We start from the raw sequence: 21734 nt of genomic DNA, 5'->3' as shown, positions 1-21734 counted from the left end.
ACCTACTGGCCAGGGTTCTGGACGTGCGCAAGGGGGCTGGCGTCGATTTCCACCGGCTCGCCGGGGCGGGCGTGTTGCAGGCCTTCGACAATCACCCGGTCACCGGGCTTGAGGCCCTCGGTGACAATCCAGCGATCGTTCTGCACTCCACCCAGTTGCACCGGGTGCTGCACCACGTTGTTTTGCGCATCCACCAGCAGCACCTGGGCGATGCCGGCGCTGTCGCGCTGGATGGCCCGCTGCGGCACGCTGATGCCTTGCTGGTTGACCGCCTGTTCCAGGCGCACGCGCACGAAACTGCCGGGCAGCAGGTCGAGGTCCGGGTTGGGGAACTCGCTGCGCAGGATGATCTGCCCGGTACTCGGGTCAACGCTGATATCGGCGAACAACAGCTTGCCCGGCAGCGGGTAGAGGCTGCCGTCGTCCTGGATCAGGGTCGCCTTGGCCTGGTCCTTGCCCACCTGCTGCAACTGGCCGGCGCGGAAGGCCCGGCGCAGGTCGTTGAGTTCACGGGTGGACTGGGTCAGGTCGGCGTGGATCGGGTCCAGTTGCTGGATCAGCGCCAGCGGCGTGGTCTCGTTCTGGCCCACCAGGGCGCCTTCGGTGACCAGGGCGCGGCCGACCCGGCCGGAAATCGGCGCGGTGACGGTGGCATAGCCGAGGTTGAGCTTGGCCCGCTGCACCGCGGCCTGGTTGGCGGCGACGTCGGCGCTGGCCTGGCGTGCCGCAGCCCGGGCATTGTCGTATTCCTGGCCGCTGATGGCCTGGTCGGCGACCAGCTTGGAATAGCGCTGCTCCTGCAGCTGCGCCTGGAAGGCGGTGGCCTCGGCCTTGCGCAGGCTGGCCTGGGCGCTGTCCAGGTCAGCCTTGAACGGGGCCGGGTCGATGCGGAACAAGACCTCGCCCTGCTTGACGTCGGAGCCTTCGCGGAAGGTCCGTTGCAGCACCACCCCGGCCACCCGGGCGCGGACTTCGGCGATCCGTGGCGCGGCGATGCGCCCGCTCAGTTCGCTGGTGATGGACAGGGCCTGGCTCTGTACGGTTTCGATCCGTACCTTGGCCGGTGGCGGCGTCTGCTCGCCTTCGGTCTTGCCACACGCGCTCAGCGCCGCTGCCAGAACGACCAGGCAGAATGGCGCAAAGAGTTTATTCGACATGCTGATACCCCAATAATGACCTCGGCATGCTAAGGGCATGGGTCAAGGCCCGCTGTGAAGCTGTGTAGGTGCTGTGTGAAAAAGTGTGAAGCCTGCGCACCGGTGCGGCCAGGGTTGTATATCCTTGGCGCCTTGCTGGTTTTGCCCGGTACCTTATAAAGAACGCCGGTATTCTGTATTTCTTCAATAAAGATCGCTCTCCATGCCCAATATTCTTCTTGTCGAAGACGACACCGCGCTGTCCGAACTGATCGCCAGCTACCTGGAACGCAATGGCTATCAGGTCAGCGTGATCAGCCGTGGTGACCAGGTGCGGGAGCGGGCCAAGGCCAGCCCCCCGGACCTGGTGATCCTCGACCTGATGCTGCCGGGCCTGGATGGCCTGCAAGTCTGCCGCCTGTTGCGCGCCGACTCGGCGACCCTGCCGATCCTGATGCTGACCGCGCGGGATGATAGCCATGATCAGGTGCTGGGTCTGGAAATGGGCGCCGACGACTATGTGACAAAACCTTGCGAACCGCGAGTGCTACTGGCCCGGGTCCGTACTTTGTTGCGCCGCAGCAGCCTCAGCGAGCCGCAGAGCGCCAGCGACCAGATCCTCATGGGCAACCTGTGCATCGACCTGTCGGAGCGCACCGTGACCTGGCGCGAGCAGTTGGTGGAGCTGTCCAGCGGCGAGTACAACCTGCTGGTGGTGCTGGCCCGGCATGCCGGTGAAGTGCTGAGCCGCGACCAGATCCTGCAGCGCCTGCGGGGCATCGAGTTCAACGGCACCGATCGTTCGGTGGACGTGGCGATCTCCAAGCTGCGGCGCAAGTTCGACGATCACGCCGGCGAGGCGCGCAAGATCAAGACCGTGTGGGGCAAGGGTTACCTGTTCAGCCGTTCCGAGTGGGAATGCTGATTCCATGCTGCGCATCCTGGTCCGTCTGTACCTGATCACCATCATTGCCTTCAGCGCCGCGATCTACCTGATCCCGGACCTGGTGATCAAGGTTTTCCACGAGCGTTTCCTGGACTACAACCTGGACCAGTCCCGGGGCCTGCAGAGCCTGATCGTCAAGCAGTTCCGCGCCTTGCCGGCGCAGCAGTGGCCGACCCTGGTCAAGGAGATGGACGAGGAGTTCCACCCGCTGCAGGTGGCCCTGGTGCGCATCGACGACCCGGATTTCAGCGATTACGAGCGCGAGCGCCTGCAACGCGGCGAGAAAGTGGTGCGCCTGGGCGATTGGGGCTGGCGCACCCTGGCGGTGTCGCCGCTGGATGAACAACTGGCGGTGAAGCTGGTGGTGCCGCCGGACCCGCTGGACGTCAACCTGCTGTACTGGAGCATCAATGTCCTGATCGTCGCCGTGCTGCTGGCCTGCCTGTTGCTCTGGGTGCGCCCGCACTGGCGTGACCTGGAGCGCCTCAAGCGCACCGCCGAACGCTTCGGCAAGGGCCATCTGGGCGAGCGGACCCAGCTGCCCGCCAGTTCCAACATCGGCAGCCTGGCCAATGTCTTCGACACCATGGCCGGGGATATCGAAAAACTCCTGAACCAGCAGCGTGACCTGCTCAACGCGGTGTCCCACGAACTGCGCACGCCCCTGACCCGGCTGGATTTCGGCCTGGCCCTGGCGCTCTCCGACGATTTGCCGGCGGCCAGCCGCGAGCGCCTGCAAGGGCTGGTGGCGCACATTCGCGAATTGGATGAACTGGTACTGGAGCTGCTGTCCTACAGCCGCCTGCAGAACCCGGCGTGCCTGCCGGAGCAGATCGAGGTGTCCCTGGACGAGTTCATCGACAGCATCCTGGGCAGTGTCGACGATGAGCTGGAGTCGGATATCGTCATCGACGTCCTGCTGCACGGTGCCCTGGAACGTTTCACCCTGGACCCGCGGCTGACCGCCCGGGCCTTGCAGAACCTGCTGCGCAATGCCACCCGTTATTGCGAGAAGCGCATCCAGGTGGGGGTGCTGGTCAGCGACGACGGCTGCGAGATCTGGGTCGACGATGACGGCATCGGCATTCCCGACGACGAGCGCGAGCGGGTGTTCGAGCCGTTCTACCGCCTGGACCGCAGCCGCGACCGCGCCACCGGCGGCTTCGGCCTGGGCCTGGCGATCAGCCGCCGGGCCCTGGAAGCCCAGGACGGCACCCTGACCGTGGAAGCCTCGCCCCTGGGCGGCGCGCGTTTTCGCCTGAGCCTGCCGCCCCCGCCCAGGGCCTGAATCCGTAGGAGCCGGCTTGGCGGTGAAAGGGCCGCAGAGCTCAGCGCTAGTCTCAAGGCCGCCTACCAGGCGGTGCGGCGCGGATTCGTTGGAGGAGCCGGCTTGCCGGCGAAGAGGCCCCTGAGCCGAGCGCCCCTGCGGATAACGCCTTCGCTGGCAAGCCAGCTCCTACAGCCTGCTCCTGCAGCGGGGGTGCAACTGACAGGAGTTTCATGCTGTCTGTTGTCGGGCACGGTTTATCCTGTTCGTACTCACCCGCAATGAGGAGGTTCATCCATGAACGATCAGGCGATTCATCATGCTGCGGCCGACGGCTACCAACAGGCCGCCGATACCTATGTGCGGGGCCGGCCGGACTATCCGCCAGCCCTTGAGCCCTGGCTGCGGGAGACGCTGGGCCTCGGGCCGGGCAGGGTGGTGGTGGACCTGGGCGCCGGCACCGGCAAGTTCACCGGCCGCTTGCTGGCCACCGGGGCCCAGGTGATCGCGGTGGAGCCAGTCGAGCAAATGCGCGCCAGGCTGGCGGCGGCCCAGCCCGAGGCCCAGGTACTGGAGGGCAGCGCCGAGGCGCTGCCGCTCAAGGATGCCTCGGTGGATGTGCTGGTCTGTGCCCAGGCCTTTCACTGGTTTGCCCACCGCGCGGCACTGGAGGAAATCCATCGCGTGCTCAAGCCCGGTGGCAAGCTGGCCCTGGTGTGGAACCTGCGGGATGCCCGGGCGCCCTGGGTGGCGCGCCTGGACGCCATCGTCAATGCCTGGCAGGCCGATACCCCGCGCTATTACACCGGTGCCTGGCGCCAGGCCTTTCCCCACCCGGGTTTCGGGCCCCTGCAGGAACAGCATTTCACCCAGGGCCACAGCGGCACGCCGGAGGACGTGATCTTCAACCGTGTGCGCTCCACCAGCTTCATCGCCGCCTTGCCCCAGGCCGAGCGCGAGGCCGTGGACCGGCAGATCGCCGCCCTGATCGACAGCGAGCCGCAGCTGCGGGGCAAGGCCCAGGTCACCGTGCCTTACACGACCGCCGCCTTCTATTGCATCAGGCAAGGCTGAGCTCATCACCCCCACATCGCCCCCATGTAGGCGCTGGCTTGCCAGCGAAAGCGTTATCCGGACGGGGCTCGGCTCAGGGGCCTCTACGTCGGCAAGCCGGTTCCTGCAGGGGCGGTGGCCAGTCCCGCTTTTGGCCGATGCGCTGCCTTACGGCCCGCCGCCGCCACTTGCTATAGTTCGGCCCTCATTTTCTGCCCAGTAAAGGATCACTGCCATGTCCGAATACCAAGCCTTTCGCGTCGAACTCGCTGACAATATCGCCCATGTGCAGATCAACCGCCCGGAAAAGATCAACGCCATGAACGCCGCGTTCTGGAGCGAGATCGTCGAGATCTTCCGCTGGATCGACGACACCGACGCAGTGCGCGTGGTGGTGCTCAGCGGTGCCGGCAAGCATTTTTCTTCGGGCATCGACCTGATGATGCTGGCCGGGGTGGCCAACGAACTGGGCAAGGATGTGGGCCGCAACGCGCGCCTGCTGCGGCGCAAGATCTTCCAGCTGCAAGCCTCGTTCAACGCCGTGGACAACTGCCGCAAGCCGGTGCTGGCGGCGATCCAGGGCTATTGCCTGGGGGGCGCCATCGACCTGATCAGCGCCTGCGACATGCGTTACGCCGCGGACGATGCGCAATTCTCGATCAAGGAAATCGATATCGGCATGGCTGCGGATGTCGGCACACTGCAACGTTTGCCACGTATCATCGGCGACGGCATCCTGCGCGAGCTGGCCTACACTGGGCGCACCTTCGGTGCCGAGGAAGCACGCAGCATTGGCCTGGTCAACCGGACCTACAGCGATGCCGCAAGCCTGCTGGACGGGGTCATGGGAATTGCCCGGGAGATCGCCGCCAAGTCGCCGATCGCGGTCAGCGGCACCAAGGAAATGCTCAGCTACATGCGTGACCACCGTATTGATGACGGCCTGGAATATGTCGCCACCTGGAACGCTGCCATGTTGCAGTCCAACGACTTGCGCGTGGCCATCGCCGCCCACATGAGCAAACAGAAACCCGAATTTCTGGATTGATTGACGATGATTGAACGCTGGACCACCGCAGTACTCGACACCGACCTTCCCGGCGGCTGGGCCGTGGCCCGCGGCCCGGACGGCTTTCTCTACGACGACAACGGCGCGCTGTTCCCCCGGCACTGGCTCAAGGGCCAGGACCTGCCGCTGCTGGCGGAACACGGCATCGGCCATCTCGATGGCGAGCCGGTGTACCTGCTGGAACTGAGCGCCCGCACCGAAGTGCCGGGCTGCGGCTGGAAAGGCCTGCGGGCCTTCATGCTGGAGGGCGATCACACCCTGTACAAGGTCCTGGGCTATGCCGCGCAGATCGGCACCTGGGCCCGGGAACACCGGTACTGCGGCAGTTGCGGGCGGCCCATGGCCCAGGTGCCGGGGGAGCGGGCGATGTATTGCCAGCCTTGCGACCTGCGCAGCTACCCGCGCATTTCACCGAGCATGATCGTGCTGATCACCCGCGGTGACGAAATCCTCCTGGCTCGTTCGCCGCGCTTCGTCACCGGGGTCTACAGCACCCTGGCAGGCTTTGCCGAGCCGGGCGAGTCGGCGGAGGACTGCCTGATTCGCGAGGTGCGCGAAGAGGTGAGCATCGAAGTCAGGAACATCCAGTACGTGGGCAGCCAATGCTGGCCGTTCCCCCATTCGATGATGCTGGGCTTTCACGCCGAATACGCCGGCGGCGAGATCATTCCCCAGGAAGACGAGATCGAGGACGCCCAGTGGTTCAGCGTCCATGCGCTACCGCCGTTGCCGGCCTCGCGCTCGATTGCCCGCTACCTGATCGATCTCTATGTGGCGCGCCGCCTAGGCCACGCTGAACCAGTGCTGCCAGGCTAGGCGCACGGTCAGCCCGAGGACCACGGTGATGAACACCGGGCGAATGAACTTGGCACCACCGCTGATGGCGGTGCGTGCGCCGAAGAAGGCCCCGACCATCACCGACAGGCCCATGCACAGGCCGATGATCCAGTCCACCTGCCCGGAAAACACGAACACCGACAGCGCCGCGATGTTGCTGACGAAGTTCATGCTGCGGGCCACGCCGCTGGCCTTGACCAGGTCGATGGGGTAGAGCAGCAGGCTGCTCACGGTCCAGAACGCCCCGGTGCCGGGGCCGGCCACGCCGTCATAGAAGCCCAGGCTGAAGCCCTGGCTCGATTGCCACTTCTTCTTGATCGGTGCGTCGCTGTCCAGTGGCGCCTTGGGCGTGCCGCCGAACAGCAGGTACAGGCCGCAGGCGAAGACGATCACCGGCAGCATCTTGTTCAGCCATTCCGCCGGCAGGTAGTGAGCGACGATGGCCCCGGTCAGGGCGCCCACCAGGGTGCCGACAATGGCGTGGGTCCACTGCCTGGGGTGGAACAGCTTGCGCCGATAGAAGGTGAAACTGGCGGTGGCCGAGCCGAAGGTCGAGCTGAGTTTGTTGGTGCCCAGCACCAGGTGCGGCGGCAGGCCGGCGGTGAGCAGGGCCGGGGTGGTGAGCAGGCCGCCGCCGCCGGCAATGGCGTCGATGAAACCGGCGATGAAGGCCACGAGGGCGAGAATGGCGAGGGTGGTCAGGTCTACGCTGAGTTCGAAGGGCATGGGGTCGGCTTATTTCGGCGAGAAGCGCAAAGGGGGCTGCGCGAAAGTCCGCCATATTACCTGCAACCCAGCCCGCCGCGCGACCGCCTCGACCTTGGTCGGATGCCTCTCCCTGAACCGAGCGCCCGCCTGGATAACGCCTTCGCTGGCAAGCCAGCTCCTACGGGGCGGTGCGCCGAGATTTCGCTGCAGGAGCCGGCTTGGCGGCGAAGAGGCCGCTGGGCCGAGCGTTCGCCTGGATGACGCCTTCGCTGGCAGGCCAGCTCCTACGGGGGGCTGTGCCTGAGGTCAGCGCTGGGGGCCGTTGCCAATCTGCCAGACAAAGGGTGGCTCGCTGCCGTTGATCTTCCAGTCGCCGACGATCCGCGCCTTGTAGATCACCGGGTTGTGCGAAGACACGGTGCGCGCATTGCGCCAGTGCCGGTCCAGGGCCTTGCCCTGGCGAATGTCCGAAGCCCCCAGGGCATTGAACAGCTCGCTGGTGGCGCGCTGGACCAGTTCGGTGACCACCACCTGGGCCGTGGCCGATTCGATTTCCGCCGCCACATTGGCCGCGCGCTCCTGGGCCGGATCCCCGGCAAAGCGCGCCAGGTAGGCCTGTTGCGCAGGGGCTGCAGCACGCAGGGCGGCGGCTTCGGCGGCATACACCAGGGCCGCGATCTCGCCCACCACCTGCTGCACCTGGGCATCGGCGCTGGCCTGGGGCGCGTTGCCGTGGCTATAGATGCGCTTGCGCACCCGCACTTCGTGGGCCACATCACGTAGCGCCGCGCGGCCGATGCCGGCCAGGGTCGCCAGCAGCACCAGCTGGTAGAAAGCGGTCTGGTATTTGAAGCGGGTTGCGAAGTCGATGATGTTCTCGGCGTCCACTTCAGCGTCCTGGAAGCGCGAGGTGCCGCTGCCGGTGGTGCGCTGGCCGAAGCCGTCCCAATCGTCGCTCTGCTCGATGCCCGGCTGGCGGGTGCGCACCGCGGCAATCACGTCGCCGCCGGTGTCCGTGCGCTGGGCATAGACATCGATCCAGTCAGAGAAAATGCTCCCGGTGCTGTAGAACTTTTCGCCGTTGAGGCGCCATTTTTCGCCATCCGGAGAGACTTTGGTGATGACCTGGCCGATGTCCACGGCGCCGATTTCGGTCCAGGCGCAGCCGACGATATCGCCTTCGACAAAGCGCTTGAACCACAGGTCCCGGCCCGGTCCGGGCGTGGCATTGAGCCGATCCTCGACAAAGGCAAAGTGCCCGCGCAGGGCCTGGGGCACGTTGGCGTCGGCCTCGGCCAGCTCGATCAGCAGCTGGAACAGCTGGGGCAGGGAAGCGCCGCCACCGCCATATTCCAGCGGCACCCGTACCGCGCCGAATCCGGATTCCTTGAGCCACTGGATGGGCTCGTAGGGCAGTTTGCGTTGCTGTTCCCGTTCCACCGCGCCACTGGCGATGCGCTGGAAGATCGGGCGAAAGCCTGCGGCCAGGGTCTCGTAGTCGACCCCCACGGACAGCGGATTGATTACCTGGTGTTCAGTCATGGTGTAGCTCCTGGGTTCGGCAGAAAAAAGCGCTGCAGGGTCCAGGCCGATTGCACACACCATGCCGAAGCCGCAAACGCCGGTTTGCCGGGGCAAGGGCTCCGGCAGAGCGCCTGCAACTGTTGCTCCGCCAACAGTTCATCAACAAAACAGCCCGTTTCCAGGGTTGGCCGGCCCCGCGCCGCCGCAGGCAGCGAGCCTCAGCCATTGCCCGGGAGAGGGCGTGCTTGAGGCTCCACACGGCGTCTGGCGGCCTACGCGCCGAGGGCTTCCAGGCCCTGGCACGCTTGCTGCTCTGCTCCGGGGTACTTTCCCAAGTCCCGAGGACCGAACCATGAGTCAGCAAGTCGTGAAATTTGCCTACTGGGTGCCCAACGTCAGCGGTGGGCTGGTGGTCAGCAAGATCGAGCAACGCACCCATTGGGGCATCGACTACAACCGCAAGCTGGCGCAGATCGCCGAGCAGGCCGGCTTCGAATACGCCCTGACCCAGATCCGCTTCACCGCCGGCTATGGCGCCGAGTACCAGCACGAGTCGGTGGCCTTCAGCCACGCACTGCTGGCGGCCACCGACAAGCTCAAGGTGATTGCGGCGATCCTGCCCGGGCCCTGGCAGCCGGCCCTGGCGGCCAAGCAACTGGCGACCATCGACCAACTGACCAATGGCCGTATTGCGGTGAACATCGTCAGCGGTTGGTTCAAGGGTGAGTTCCAGGCCATTGGCGAGCATTGGCTGGAGCACGACGAGCGCTATCGCCGGTCCGAGGAATTCATTCGCTGCCTGCGCGGGGTCTGGAGCCAGGATGCCTTCACCTTCAGGGGCGATTTCTATCGCTTCGACCACTACAGCCTCAAGCCCAAGCCCCTGGGCCAGCCGGAGATCTTCCAGGGCGGCAGCTCGCGGGCTGCCCGGGACATGGCGGCCCGGGTTTCGGACTGGTACTTCACCAACGGCAACAGTGTCGAGGGGATCAAGGCCCAGGTCGATGACATCCGCGCCAAGGCCGCGGCCAACCAGCACTCGGTGAAGATCGGAGTGAACGCCTTCGTGATCGCCCGGGACACCGAGGAGGAGGCGCGGGCGGTGTTGCAGCAAATCATCGATCAGGCCGACCCGGAGGCGGTGAATGCCTTCGGTGACGCCGCCCGGCAGGCCGGCAAGGCGTCCCCCGAAGGCGAGGGCAACTGGGCCAAGTCGAGTTTCGAGGACCTGGTGCAGTACAACGACGGGTTCAAGACCAACCTGATCGGCACGCCACAGCAGATTGCCCTGCGCATCGTGGAGTTGAAGGCGGTGGGTGTGGACCTGGTACTGGCCGGGTTCCTGCATTTCCAGGAAGAGGTGGAGTATTTCGGCCAGCGCGTGCTGCCCCTGGTACGCGAGCTGGAGGCCCGGGCGCGGTCCAAGGAACAGGAAGCCGCCGCCTGAACCGCCCCTTGCCGGCGAACGGGCCTCGCAGCCTTGTGCCGGGCTTGAGGGCGCTTTCGCTGGCAAGCCAGCTCCTACGGGGGCAGAGGAGGTGTGTTTTTTCGTAGGAGCCGGCTTGCCGGCGAACGGGCCTCGGAGCCTTGTGCCGGGCTAGAGGGCGCTTTCGCTGGCAAGCCAGCTCCTACAAGGGCAGAGGCGGTGGTGATTACAGGCCCAGTTCGCTCAGGCCCGGGTGATCGTCGGGCCGGCGGCCCAGGGGCCAGTGGAACTTGCGCTCCTGGGCCTTGATCGGCATGTCGTTGATGCAGGCAAAGCGCCGGGCCATCAAACCCTGTTCGTCAAACTCCCAGTTTTCGTTGCCGTAGGAACGGAACCAGTTGCCCGAGTCGTCGTGCCATTCGTAGGCGTAGCGCACGGCAATACGGTTGTCGGTAAAGGCCCACAGTTCCTTGATCAGGCGGTAATCCAGTTCCTTGGCCCATTTGCGGGTCAGGAACGCCTTGGCCTCTTCGCGGTTGTGGGCGAACTCGGCGCGGTTGCGCCATTGGGTATCCAGGGTATAGGCCAGGGATACCCGCTCCGGGTCCCGGGAGTTCCAGCCATCTTCGGCCAGGCGGATCTTTTCAATCGCCGACTCGCGAGTGAAAGGCGGAAGGGGCGGGCGCACTTGAGCGTTAGACGACATGATCTGTCTCCAATGAAAGTTGCTGTTCAAACAAAGAGGCTGCTCTTGTTTAAAACAATCAGAGGTCCAATAACTTTCGCGCCATGCATTGCGCATTATCAGCAGCACTGTGATTGCCCATCACAAGGGCAACGGTAATGGCGCCATCGATCAGGATCAGCAGTTGCGCTGCCAGTTCCTCAGGATGTTGCACGCCATGTTCCTGGCAAAGCTCGGTCACGTAGTCGAGCAGGTTCTGCTTGTGCCGTTTTGCTACTTGGCGCACCGGGTCTTGCGGGTCGCCGGTTTCGCCACTGGTGTTGATAAAGGCGCAGCCGCGAAAACCGGGGGTTGCGAACCAGTCCTTGAGCACGTCGAACAGCGCCAACAGGCGCAAGGCCGGGGTCGCGGCCTGGTTCACCGCGCTGCAGAACCAGTGCATCCAGCGCTGATCGCGACGCTCCAGGGCGGCCACCACCAGCTCGTCCTTGTTGGTGAAATAGCGGTAGACGCTCTTGCGCGAGACGCCGGCGGTCTTCACCAGAAGATCCATGCCGGTGGCGGCAATGCCGTTCTGGTAGATCAGTTTCTCGGTGACATCGAGGATGATGTCTCGGGTTTCAGAGTGCATGATTTCGTTCATGTGGCGAACAGTAGAACGATCGTTCTCCTTGGTCAATGGCATTTTTGATTTTTCTTCGAAACTGGCCATTACCCTTTGTAGGAGCTGGCTTGCCAGCGAAGGTGTCATTGCGCCTTGCGCAGGGCTGGGGGCCCATTCGCCGGCAAGCCGGCTCCTGCGCACAGCGGGCGGGTGCTTTGCTGAGGGAGGGCGTAATACATGCCAGGCAGGGGACTCCGGCCGGTCCATGGTGTAAGCTCTTGCGCTCTTTGGATTTGAGCCACTGCGAGCCCTAATGCCGTCGCTTTTCAAACGTTCCCTGCTGCCCAAGCTGCGCAGCTTCCCACTGGCCGCCGAGGCTTTCACCACGCTGACCGGCGCCGCGCAGTTTCGCCGCACGCTGCTGGAGCAGATTGCCCAGGCACGCCGGCGCATCTATATCGTCGCGCTGTACCTGCAACAGGATGAAGCCGGCCAGGAAATCCTCGATGCCCTGCACGCCGCCAAGGCCGCCCGCCCCGAGCTGGAAGTGGTGGTCGTGGTTGACTGGTTGCGGGCCCAGCGCGGCCTGATCGGTGCCGGCAAGCAGCCGGGCAACTCGGCCTGGTACCAGCAAATGACCCGCACTCACGCCAGCGAAGTGCCGATCTACGGCGTGCCGGTTCAGACCCGCGAGCTGTTCGGGGTGCTGCACCTCAAGGGTTTCGTCATCGACGACTGCGTGCTCTACAGCGGCGCCAGCCTGAACAACGTGTACCTGCACAAGTTCGACAAGTACCGCTTCGACCGTTACCACCTGCTGCACAACCAGGCCCTGGCCGACTCCATGCACCACCTGGTGCAGCACGGCCTGGTGGAGTCGCGGGCAGTGCACCGCCTGGACCTGCCGAACCTGCCCACCACCCGCAGCCTGCGCAACGACATCGGCGATCTGCGCAGCCGCCTCAAGCACGCCACCTACGACACCACTGCCGGTGGCCTGGACAAGAGCGGGCTGTCGGTCAGCCCGTTGCTCGGGGTGGGCAAGGGCAACCCGTTGAACCGGGTGATCTGCGAGCTGATTGCCGGCGCCCAGCGCCAGCTGACCATCTGCACCCCGTATTTCAACCTGCCGCTGCCGGTGACCCGGGAGATCAACCGGGCTCTGGAGCGCGGGGTGAAGATCGACATCATCGTCGGCGACAAGACCGCCAACGACTTCTATATCCCGCCCAGCGAGCCGTTCAAGGTGATCGCCGCGCTGCCTTATCTGTATGAAATCAGCCTGCGGCGTTTTGCCAAGCGGCATCAGAAAGTGATCGACAACGGCCAGTTGAACCTGCACCTGTGGCGTGACGGCGACAACACCTACCACCTCAAGGGCATGTGGGTCGATGAGCGCTATACCTTGCTCACCGGCAACAACCTCAACCCGCGGGCCTTCCGCCTGGACCTGGAAAACGCCCTGTTGCTGGACGACCCCAAGGGCGAGCTGCTGCAGGCGCGTAACGCCGAACAGGCCGAGATCTATCGCCACACCCGCCGTATCGAGCACTTTCAGTACCTGGACAGCCTGGTGGACTACCCCGAGGCCGTGGGCAAGTTCCTGCGCCGGGTCAGCCGCGTGCGCATCGAGCGCTTGCTCTACCGCATGCTTTAACCCGTAGCCGCTGCCGAGGTCCACAGGACCTTCAGCAATCTCAAGAGCGGCGTCTGCTTCGCAGCCGTTCGCAGCCTGCGGCAGCGGCTACAAAAGCAGCGCAGTACCTGTAGCCGCTGCCAAGCCTGCGAGGCTGCGCAAAGCTCCGCAGGGCCTTCAGCAACCTCAAGAGCGGCGTCTGATTTGCAGCCGTTCGCAGCCTGCAGCAGCTACAGGTCTTTGGGCTGCGGGGCGGGCCAGATCGCGATCAGTACCAGCAGCACCGCCGCCAGCAGGTAGGGCAGGCGCGGTTCGATGGCGTAGATCAGGCTGCCGGCCATGGGCCCGATGACCACGCCCAGGCCCTGGGCGGCGCCGATGCTGCCGGCAGTCGCGCCCTGTTCCGAGGCCTCTACGGCATTCGCCGCCAGGGCCGAGAACGACGGAAACACCCCACCCATGCCTGCCGCCGATACAAAGAACGCCAGCCACAAGCCCCAGGCGCTGTCCACCAGCATGCTGCCGGCATAACCCAGCGCGGACAGCAGGGCGCCGTAGCGGATCATCCGCAGCGGCGGCCATTCCAGCTTGCGCACCACCAACTGCGCGCAGATCAGCGCCACGCCGACCATGGCCAGGGCCACCCCGGCCGTCTGGGCGGCATCGGCGGGGCTCATGTGCAGCCGGTCCAGGGCATAGAAGCTGACGGTGATCTGGGCCACCGACACACAGAGCATGGCGACAAAGGCCACCACCATGGGCCGGCGCAGTCGCGGGTCGCCCAGGCGTACCCGGGTCGGGGCCTGGGCCAGGTGCAGTTCCTGGCGCGGCAGTTGGTAGCGCAGCACCAGGAATGCCAGCAACGGCAGCACCGCCATGGCGTAGAACGGCAGGCTCAGGCTGTAGCGCGCCAGCAGCGCGGCCACCGCCGGGCCCAGCACCAGGCCCACGGCGTTGGCGGCGCCCAGGGTGGCCATGGCACGGGCGCGGTGCTGAGGCTCGACGTTATCGGCGATCAGGGCGAAGCCGCCCACCGGGATCGCCGCGTAGAAGGCGCCGATCAAGCCGCGGCCGAGCATCAGGCCGAGAAAGGCCATGGCGACGCTGGGCAGCGACTGCAGCGACAGGTCGATGAACAGGCACAAGGCCCAGTAGGCGAGGGTGAAGCCGGCGGTGCCCAGCAGCAGCACCCGGCGCCGGCCGAAGCGGTCGCTGGCCTGGCCCCAGGGGCGTGCCAGGAGCATCCAGATCACCCCGGAAACGGTGACGGCCGCGCCGGCGTGCCAGGTTTCCAGGTGCAGGGCCCGGGAGATCGGGCCGATCAGCGAGACGAAGGCCATCATCGACATGGTGCAGGCCATATAGGCGGCCATCAGTGGAACCAGCGAGAAGGGTCTGACGGTCAGCGGCGCGCTGGCGGCTGTGGAGCGAGGCATGAAGGGTCTTCCATGAAAGTCGATGGGCCGTGAACGTTAACGGGATAACGTGTCACAGCCCAGGCTTATCTGCATTCGTGATGATGTTGCCGGCGAAGAGAGCCTTGAGGCGGGCGTTGTGCCCAGGGCCGCTTTCGCTGGCAAGCCAGCTCCTACGGGGGTAGCGGGGTGCTGTTCTGCCTGTGTAGGAGCCGGCTTGCCGGCGAAGAGGGCCTTGAGCCGGGCGTTGTGCCCTGGGCCGCTTTCGCTGGCAAGCCAGCTCCTACGGGGGGGCGGGGAGCTGTTCTGCCTGTGTAGGAGCCGGCTTGCCGGCGAAGGGGCCTTGAGGCGGGTGCTGTGCCCTGAGCCGCTTTCGCTGGCAAGCCAGCTCCTACAGGGAGGATGGCGTGTTGGGTTCCGGGCTCAGTTCAGGCCCAGTTTGCCGCGCAGGGTGGAGAGGTCTTCGGCCAGGGTATTGACCGGGCCTACCAGGGCCTTGCGGTCGTTTTCCTTGACCTTGTCGTAGGTCATGAAGCCGCCGTCAGGGGTTTTGTACTTGGCCAGGATCTTGTTCACCGTGGCGAAGTTCTTGTCCACCTTGGCGACAAAGGCCTTGTCCTGCTTCTCGATCTGCGGACGGAACAGGTCGACGATTTTCTTCGCCCCGTCGATGTTGCCCTGGAAGTCGTAGAGGTCGGTATGGCTGTAGCGGTCTTCTTCACCGGAGATCTTGGTTGCGGCCACTTCTTCCAGCAGCGCGGCGGCGCCACCCACGACTTTTTCCGGCGGGAAGGTCAGGCCGGCGACGCGGGTCTGCAGGTCCTTGACGTCCTTGTTCAGGCCGTCGGCCAGCTCGCCCAGGCCTTCGGTGCTGTTTTCCGAGAACAGCGAGTATTCCAGGCGGTGGAATCCGGTGAAGTCTTCGGCCTTGACGCCTTTCTCGTGGTCGTCGACCCGGGAGTCGATGGACGCGTCCAGGTCACTGAAGAGCTCGGCGATCGGTTCGATCGACTCGTAGTAGACCCGGGTCGGCGCGTAGAGCTTCTTGGCGGCGGCCAGGTCGCCCTTTTTCACCGCATCGGTGAACTGCTGGGTGTGACTGGCCAGTTCGTCGAGCTGCTCGGTGACGTAGATCTTGTAGTCGGAGATCGGCCCCACCAGCTCCAGGGGCGCAGTTGCGGCGAACGCCGAAAGCGGCGCGTGGAGCAAGCCAAGGGTCAGCAACACAGCGAGAGGCGACTTTTTCATGGGACTTTTCCGTGGGGGTTGTTGTGTCATGGGTGTCAGGCAGTGCTTTTAGGTCGGGTGGCATCGAGCAGCGAACGCCCGATGAAATCCTCTTCGCCGGTGACCCCCGGCAAGGTGAAGAAGTAACCGCCACCAGTGGGCTTGAGGTACTCCTCCAGGGGTTCGCCGTTCAGACGGGTCTGTACGGCGATGAAGCCTTTCTCCAGGTCGGCCTGGTAGCAGATGAACAGCAGGCCCATGTCCAGCTGGCCGTTCTTGTTGACCCCGTTGGAGTAGTTGAACGGCCGGCGCAGGATCAGGTTCTGCTGGCTCTGGGCGGTGCGCGGGTTGGCCAGGCGGATGTGGGCGTCGAGCTTGGTGACCTTGCCATGGGGGTCCCGGGCGTAGTCGGGCACCTGGCTTTCCTTCTGGCCGTCCATGGGCGCGCCACTGGTCTTGATCCGGCCGATGATGCTTTCCTGCTCCTGCAGCGGGGTGCGGTCCCAGCGTTCGACGAAGTTGCGGATGATCCGCACTGCCTGGTAGCTGCCATGGGCTGCCCAGGCCGGTTCGTCACTGCCGGGCTGGACCCAGACGATCTGCTGCATGGCCTTCGGGTCGTTGGAGTCGGGGTTGGCCGAGCCATCGCGAAAGCCCAGGAAATTGCGCGCACTCTGCGCCGGCTCGCCGGGCTTGGCCGGGGCCTGGGGCGGTACGCTGCCTTCCTGTTTCCAGCGCACCAGCAGCAGGTCGGGCAGGTTCTTCACGATGTCGCGCAGGGCGTGGATGTTGGTGTCGGCGGTGTTGGAGCAGAACTGCAGGCTCAGGTCGCCGTGGCAGCAGGCGGGCTCCAGGGCATCGTTGGGGAAGCCCACCATGCGGATCAGGCGCTTGGGTTTGGCCGCCTCCAGGCCGAAGCGCTCGTCGAACAGCGATTCGCCCACCGAGACGGTGATGGTCAGGTTGTCCGGGGGCACTACCGGGCCGAGGATGCCGGAATCCAGGGGCGGCAGCTTCGGGTCCACCTGGGCCACCGGGCCACCGCGCATGAGAAAGGCAATGCGTTGGTCGAGGGTGCGAAACAGCCGTTCCAGGTCGTCGCGGTCGCTGGCCAGCACATCGAAGGACACCAGCATGCCCGCGGCCGGGCGCGGGGTGACGATGCCGCTCTGATGCTGGCCATGGAAGTCGTGGCGGTCCTGGGTCTTGTCGCTGCTGGGGGCTTCGGTGACCTGGGCGGGCGCGGCGGCCATGGCCGGGCAACTCAGGCTGCTGCCGGCCAGGGCCACGCCGGCGGCGCCCATGCCCAGCAGCACGCGCCGACGCTGGGCGGAAAAAGACGGATTGGGCTGATCTGAATCGTTCATTGAAAACTCGTCTTGTTACAGGCCGGAAAGGCCAAGTGCGGGATCAATAGCGTCGAGGGCGTCGGCCAGGGCCTTGGCTTTGTCGGCGATCTCTTTGCGCTGCCGGGCGTCGACCTGGTCGTAGGCCACATAGCCGAAGCCGTCGCGCAGGCTGGCCAGGCGAGTGGCCAGGGCATCGGCGGCGCTGTCCACCTGGGGCAGCAATTGGGCCGCGGACTTGGCCAGCAGCGGCCGTAGCAGGTCGATGACCTTGCGCGTGGTTTCCAGGTTGGCGGCAAAGCCGTTGAGGTCGCTGTGGCTGTAGCGTTCCTCTTCACCGCTGCTGGCCCGCAGGTCGGCCAGGCTGCGCATGTTGCGCGCGACGATGCTCACCAATTGCTCCGGTGGCAGGGTCTGGGCCAGCAACTGTTCCTTGAGGCTGACCACGTCGCTGGACAGGCGCTGAGCTACGGGAGCCAGGCCTGCCAGGTCATTTTTCTGGAACAGGCCGTATTCCAGGCGGTGGAAACCGCTGAAGCCCGGATCCTGTTCGCGCTGTTCGAAATAATCGGCACGGGCGTTGATGGTGTTGTCCAGCTCGGCCAGGCGCTGAGCCGCCGGGGCCAGGCGCTGATAGGCTGCGCGGGCCGGCAGGTAAAGCGCCTGGGCCTGTTTCAGGTCGCCGGCGTCTATGGCCTGCTGCAAGGCGTTCACTGCCTTGACCAGGACACTGCCCTGGGTGCTGAGGTAGACCCGGAACTCCGACAGCGGGCCGATAAAGGCCACCATCGACGGCCGCGCCTTGGCCTGGGCGTCGGACTCGGCGGTCGGGGTCACGTGCAGGGTGCCGCGGGGGTTGCTCAAAAGCCCGCAGGTGATGGCGTAGTCCCCTGGCTGCAGGTTGGCGTTGATCACCTGGCTCAGGCCCGGGGCGATGTTTTCCCGTTCCTCCACCACCAGCACGCCGTCGAGAATTTCCCATTCCACGGCGCGATCCGAACGGTTGACGATGCGGAAGCTGGCGCGCCCGGCCGGGACTGTCAGCGCGTTGGGTTCACAACTCTTGGGGTGGATGGTCACGGTGATCTCGCCCTGGTGGGCCTGGCGCTTGCTGGCGGCCAGTTGCGATGCGTAGTAGAACAGCCCGCCGGCGGCGATCATGACGATCACCGAACCGGCAACCGCCCAGCGCAGAGCGCGGGGAGGCGAGGCCTGGGGAGAGGCTTGCTGGGTCATGGGGAGCCTTACTGACTGGAAGCGGAAGACGTTGAGCCGGGCGCCTTGGCTGGGGCGCCGCCGGGCAGGAAGAACAGCACCAGGGTCACGGCCAGGTACAGCACATAGGCGCCGAGGGTGCTGATGGTGGGGGCGTCCTGGTAGCCGAACATGCCGGCCAGTACCGAACCCACCGGGCCATCCATGGGCAGGCTGGCGCTGAAGTCGAAGAGTACGGTCTGCAGGTGGTTCCAGACCCCGGCTTCATGCAGGGCCTGCACCGAATTGGCGAGGATGCCGGCGGCCACCACCAGGATGAACAGCCCGGTCCAGCGAAAGAAGGCGCCAAGGTTCAGGCGCATGCTGCCGGTGTAGATCAGGAAGCCGACGATGATCGCTGAGATCAGGCCCAGCAGGGCGCCTATGGGCGCGCCCGGGCCTTCGCTCTGCTGGAACACCGCCAGCAGGAAGAACACGGTTTCCAGGCCTTCGCGGGCCACGGCGAAGAACACCATGGCGATCAGCGCCGTGACCTGGTGCTTGGAGCCGGCCAGGGCGTGGTCCAGGGAGACATGCAGGGAATGCTTGATCGAACGCGCCACCTTGCGCATCCAGAACACCATGGAACTGAGGATGCCCACGGCCACCAGGCCGACGATGCCTTCGAAGAGTTCCTGCTGCTTCTGCGGGAATTCGGCGCTCATCAGTTCCAGGCCGCCGCCCACCAGCAGGGCCAGGGCCGCGGCGAGGAAAACCCCGATCCACACGGCGGGCATCCACTGGCCACGGCCAGTCTGTTTCAGGTAGCTGGCGATGATGCCAACGATAAGCGCGGCTTCAATCCCTTCGCGCAACATGATCAGAAATGGAACGAGCATTCAGCACCGGTGGGCAAATAGGCTAGGGGGTAATTTGTAACATAATGATACTCATTGCCAAATGAAGATTATTGACAACTGCTGAACGGAAGCTGAACGGGTCTCGTTTACCAAGCCTGGACCGGTTTGTTGGCTCTGGGGGGCGATTGTTCCCTGCGCCGGGCGTGGGGGCGCCTTCGCTGGCAAGCCAGCTCCTACAGCTGGCGTGATATTGGGGGCTCTTGTAGGAGCCGGCTTGCCGGCGAAGAGGCCCTTGAGACCTGCGCCGGGCGTGGGTACTCAGCCGAGGTTCTGTTCGGTCAGGCGTTGCACCGCCAGGCGGCGGTAGTGGGAGGGGGTCATGCCCTTGAGCTGCTGGAAGCGCCGGTTGAAGTTGGAAATGTTGTTGAAGCCCGACTCGAAGCACACGTCGGTCACCGGTTTGTCGCCGTCGGCCAGCAGTTCACAGGACTTGCTGATGCGCAGCCGGTTGACGAACTCGACGAAGCAGCGCCCCGTGGCCTGCTTGAACACCCGGGAAAAATAGCTGGGCTTCATGCCCAGGTAGTCGGCCACTTCCTCCAGGGGCAACTCCCGGGCGTAGTGGGCAAAGATGTAGTCCACCGCGCGGTTGGTGCGGTCGACGCTGTGTTCGTCCGCCAGTTGCACGCTGGTGGCGCCGGACAGCAACTGGTAGTCGTCGCAGGCCGCCAGCAGCTCCATGAGGATGAGGAAGTGGCCAAGGCGGGTGATGCCGCTGGAGTCGGCGATGCGCTGCATCAGTGGCAGGGCCTGGGCGATGGTTTGCGGGCAGCGGAACTCGATGCCGTACTGCGCCCGCTCCAGCAGCGGGCTGAGGTTCTTCAGCTCGGCGAACACCTGGCTGCCACTGTCGAACAGCTCATCGGTGAAGTTCACCAGCATGTCGCGCTTGGCCACCACTTCGTCCTCGGCCACCTGGCTGATCCAGTTGTGGGGCAGGTTGGGGCCGGTGAGAAACAGCGTCTGCGGGTAGAAGTTGCCGATGTAGTCGCCGATGAACACCTTGCCGGAGCTGGCGACTATCAGGTGCAGCTCGTATTCCTTGTGGAAATGCCAGCGCACCAGAGGGCAGGGGAAGCCGTGCTGGCGATAGATGATGGACAGGCCGTTGTGGTCGTCCATCAACTCATAGGAGGGGTCGGTGATCTTGCCGGGTCGGCTCATGGCGCGGGCCTGTTCTTGTTGTAGGCCCGGCTGATAATGCCTCGTGGCCCGCTCGCGCACCAGAGAAGGCGTTCTCAGGGTTGGCGCCCTGTTCGCCGGCAAGCCGGCTCCTACAAGAACACCGCCGACATCACGCCAGCTGCAGGAGCTGGCTTGCCAGCGAAGGCGGCCTCACGTTCGGCGCAAATCCCAGGGCCTGTTCGCCGGCAAGCGCACCGCCGGCAGTGCGTCAGCGAAGAAGGGTCAGGAGGCCGGGCGGTTTTTCGCTTCGATCCACTGCGCCATGTACTGGGTGCTCTTGTGATGGTGGTGACGCAGCATGGCGCCAGTGAAGTTGTCCCGGCGCAGTTGCTCCAGGTGCTGGCGGCAGTGTTGCAGGCGCTGGATCAGCGCCGGGCCGTGGACTTGTTGGCGGTAGCGCGCTTCGAGCAACCGCCGGCCATCCGCCTGGGCCTGCTCCCACAGCTGCCGGTCCTGATAGAGGCGCACCGCGGCCGCCGCCAGGCCACTGGCGGATTCAGCCACCGCCCCCGGCCATGGCAGGCCGTCCTGGGACATGGATTCGCTGCCCACCGGGGTGGTGACGCTGGGCGTGCCGCAAAGCATGGCATCGAGCAGCTTGCCCTTGATCCCGGCGCCGAAACGCAGGGGCGCCAGGCAGATCCGCGCTGCACTCATCACCTGCAGCGCATCCTCGGCCCAGTTCATGATGTGAAAGCCCTGGGCCGGGTTGTGCAGCGCCGCGGCCTTGGGCGGGGTGTAGGCGCCGTACAGGTGCAATTGCGCGCCGGGCAATTGCTGGCGGATCAGCGGCCATACGCGGTTCTTCATCCACAGCACGGCGTCCCAGTTCGGCGCATGGCGAAAGTTGCCGATGCTCAGCAAGTGCGCCCGCTGCTCGAAGGGAGCAAAGCCCTGCGGCAGTTGCTCGAGCATCAGCGGGCACCAGTGCAGCAGGGCCGGCGGCAAGTGGAACTGCTGCACCAGCAGCTCGATTTCCACCTCGGAGATCATCAGGCTCAGGTCGCAGCGATAGATGGCGGCGATCTCGCGCTTGGCCAGGTCGGTGACGGCCATGTGCTGGAATTCCTGCTCCGGCGCCTGGGCGAACAGCGGGCTGAAGTCGTCTTCCTCGGTGCCCTCCTTGAGAACATCCTTGAGGCGCTGGTGCCGGGCATGGCGCAGGCATTGCAGGTCGGAGGTCTCCAGCACCCGCAGGGCATTCGGGCAATGCTGCTCCACCCGCCAGCCGAACTGTTCCTCCATCATGAACTGGTCGAACAGCACGATGTCCGGTGCCAGCTCGGCGACGAAGCGGTCAAAGCTGGCGTTGTTGAGTTCGATCGGGCATTCACGAATGCCCAGGGCCGTCAGGTCTTCCTTGTGTTCGCCCTCGTTGGCCGGGCTGCTGAAGATCAGCTCCCAGCCCTGGTCGAGGAAGCTCTGGAGGATCTGCATCATGTGCCCGCCGGCGGCGGAGGAGCGGGGTTCGGGCCAGACGTAACCAATGATCAGGACTTTGGTTGCGGCGGTGGGACTCATGAGCGGGCATTCCTGGCAGGCGGGGGGTAAAAAAG

The 21734-nt window shown here is 65.2% G+C and carries 19 protein-coding genes; 7 read left to right on the top strand and 12 right to left on the bottom strand.

The window, feature by feature from the left end:
- Positions 1 to 2: 2 nt before the first annotated feature.
- Positions 3 to 1157: an efflux RND transporter periplasmic adaptor subunit gene (locus AC07R1_RS06080; protein WP_011061553.1), complete on the bottom strand. Its 1155-nt coding sequence runs from the start codon at positions 1155 to 1157 to the stop codon at positions 3 to 5.
- Between the two features lie 202 nt (positions 1158 to 1359).
- Here AC07R1_RS06080 and AC07R1_RS06075 point away from each other — a divergent pair, with 202 nt between their 5' ends.
- The 5 genes from AC07R1_RS06075 to nudC all read left to right on the top strand — a co-directional run bounded on the left by AC07R1_RS06075 (position 1360) and on the right by nudC (position 6287).
- Positions 1360 to 2061: a response regulator gene (locus tag AC07R1_RS06075; RefSeq protein ID WP_011061552.1), complete on the top strand. Its 702-nt coding sequence runs from the start codon at positions 1360 to 1362 to the stop codon at positions 2059 to 2061.
- Positions 2062 to 2065: 4 nt separating this feature from the next.
- On the top strand, positions 2066 to 3370 hold the full coding sequence (locus AC07R1_RS06070; protein WP_011061551.1) for an ATP-binding protein: 1305 nt from the start codon (positions 2066 to 2068) through the stop codon (positions 3368 to 3370).
- Between the two features lie 276 nt (positions 3371 to 3646).
- A complete protein-coding gene (locus AC07R1_RS06065; RefSeq protein ID WP_495110266.1) occupies positions 3647 to 4423 on the top strand; it encodes a class I SAM-dependent methyltransferase in 777 nt (258 codons plus the stop codon).
- Between the two features lie 214 nt (positions 4424 to 4637).
- Complete coding sequence (locus AC07R1_RS06060) at positions 4638 to 5450, top strand: crotonase/enoyl-CoA hydratase family protein (protein WP_015635797.1); 813 nt, start codon at positions 4638 to 4640, stop codon at positions 5448 to 5450.
- A gap of 6 nt (positions 5451 to 5456) precedes the next feature.
- Positions 5457 to 6287, top strand: coding sequence for an NAD(+) diphosphatase (gene nudC / locus AC07R1_RS06055; RefSeq protein ID WP_495110265.1), 831 nt, complete (start codon positions 5457 to 5459; stop codon positions 6285 to 6287).
- Here the strand turns inward: nudC and AC07R1_RS06050 are convergent.
- Positions 6255 to 7034 (bottom strand): TSUP family transporter, encoded by a 780-nt coding sequence (locus tag AC07R1_RS06050; RefSeq protein WP_011061548.1) that lies wholly within the window; start codon positions 7032 to 7034, stop codon positions 6255 to 6257. The two genes, nudC and AC07R1_RS06050, sit on opposite strands and share 33 nt — an antisense overlap.
- A gap of 288 nt (positions 7035 to 7322) precedes the next feature.
- Positions 7323 to 8558, bottom strand: a complete 1236-nt coding sequence (locus AC07R1_RS06045; protein WP_011061547.1) for an acyl-CoA dehydrogenase family protein — start codon at positions 8556 to 8558, stop codon at positions 7323 to 7325.
- Between the two features lie 334 nt (positions 8559 to 8892).
- Here AC07R1_RS06045 and sfnG point away from each other — a divergent pair, with 334 nt between their 5' ends.
- Positions 8893 to 9987: a dimethylsulfone monooxygenase SfnG gene (sfnG, locus tag AC07R1_RS06040; RefSeq protein ID WP_495110264.1), complete on the top strand. Its 1095-nt coding sequence runs from the start codon at positions 8893 to 8895 to the stop codon at positions 9985 to 9987.
- Between the two features lie 205 nt (positions 9988 to 10192).
- Here sfnG and AC07R1_RS06035 read toward each other — a convergent pair whose 3' ends face one another.
- Positions 10193 to 10672 (bottom strand): nuclear transport factor 2 family protein, encoded by a 480-nt coding sequence (locus tag AC07R1_RS06035; RefSeq protein WP_011061545.1) that lies wholly within the window; start codon positions 10670 to 10672, stop codon positions 10193 to 10195.
- Positions 10673 to 10730: 58 nt separating this feature from the next.
- Positions 10731 to 11294 carry a TetR/AcrR family transcriptional regulator gene (locus AC07R1_RS06030; RefSeq protein ID WP_053151874.1) on the bottom strand — a complete coding sequence of 188 codons (564 nt, stop codon included), beginning with the start codon at positions 11292 to 11294 and terminating at the stop codon, positions 10731 to 10733.
- Between the two features lie 274 nt (positions 11295 to 11568).
- Here AC07R1_RS06030 and pssA point away from each other — a divergent pair, with 274 nt between their 5' ends.
- Positions 11569 to 12912, top strand: coding sequence for a CDP-diacylglycerol--serine O-phosphatidyltransferase (gene pssA, locus AC07R1_RS06025; RefSeq protein ID WP_015635793.1), 1344 nt, complete (start codon positions 11569 to 11571; stop codon positions 12910 to 12912).
- 209 nt (positions 12913 to 13121) lie between these two features.
- On the opposite strand, the gene AC07R1_RS06020 is transcribed toward pssA, so the two are convergent.
- The 7 genes from AC07R1_RS06020 to AC07R1_RS05990 all read right to left on the bottom strand — a co-directional run bounded on the left by AC07R1_RS06020 (position 13122) and on the right by AC07R1_RS05990 (position 21699).
- Complete coding sequence (locus AC07R1_RS06020; protein ID WP_011061542.1) at positions 13122 to 14327, bottom strand: MFS transporter; 1206 nt, start codon at positions 14325 to 14327, stop codon at positions 13122 to 13124.
- Positions 14328 to 14729: 402 nt separating this feature from the next.
- Positions 14730 to 15554: an iron uptake system protein EfeO gene (efeO, locus tag AC07R1_RS06015; RefSeq protein WP_011061541.1), complete on the bottom strand. Its 825-nt coding sequence runs from the start codon at positions 15552 to 15554 to the stop codon at positions 14730 to 14732.
- Positions 15555 to 15589: 35 nt separating this feature from the next.
- The gene (gene efeB, locus AC07R1_RS06010) at positions 15590 to 16900 is read right to left on the bottom strand and encodes an iron uptake transporter deferrochelatase/peroxidase subunit (protein WP_495110263.1); all 1311 of its coding nucleotides are present in this window, start codon (positions 16898 to 16900) and stop codon (positions 15590 to 15592) included.
- Between the two features lie 15 nt (positions 16901 to 16915).
- Positions 16916 to 18115, bottom strand: a complete 1200-nt coding sequence (gene efeO, locus AC07R1_RS06005; RefSeq protein WP_019095342.1) for an iron uptake system protein EfeO — start codon at positions 18113 to 18115, stop codon at positions 16916 to 16918.
- Between the two features lie 8 nt (positions 18116 to 18123).
- Entirely contained in the window at positions 18124 to 18972 is an 849-nt protein-coding gene (efeU, locus tag AC07R1_RS06000; protein ID WP_161466291.1) for an iron uptake transporter permease EfeU, read from the bottom strand.
- A gap of 279 nt (positions 18973 to 19251) precedes the next feature.
- Positions 19252 to 20157 (bottom strand): AraC family transcriptional regulator, encoded by a 906-nt coding sequence (locus AC07R1_RS05995; RefSeq protein ID WP_011061537.1) that lies wholly within the window; start codon positions 20155 to 20157, stop codon positions 19252 to 19254.
- Positions 20158 to 20400: 243 nt separating this feature from the next.
- Complete coding sequence (locus tag AC07R1_RS05990; protein ID WP_495110262.1) at positions 20401 to 21699, bottom strand: glycosyltransferase; 1299 nt, start codon at positions 21697 to 21699, stop codon at positions 20401 to 20403.
- Between the last annotated feature and the right edge of the window lie 35 nt (positions 21700 to 21734).

The sequence above is a fragment of the Pseudomonas sp. GW821-FHT07F01 genome (genome assembly GCF_059418825.1).
Note: the sequence above shows the minus strand (reverse complement) of the source record. Positions and strands in the feature narration are given on the sequence as shown.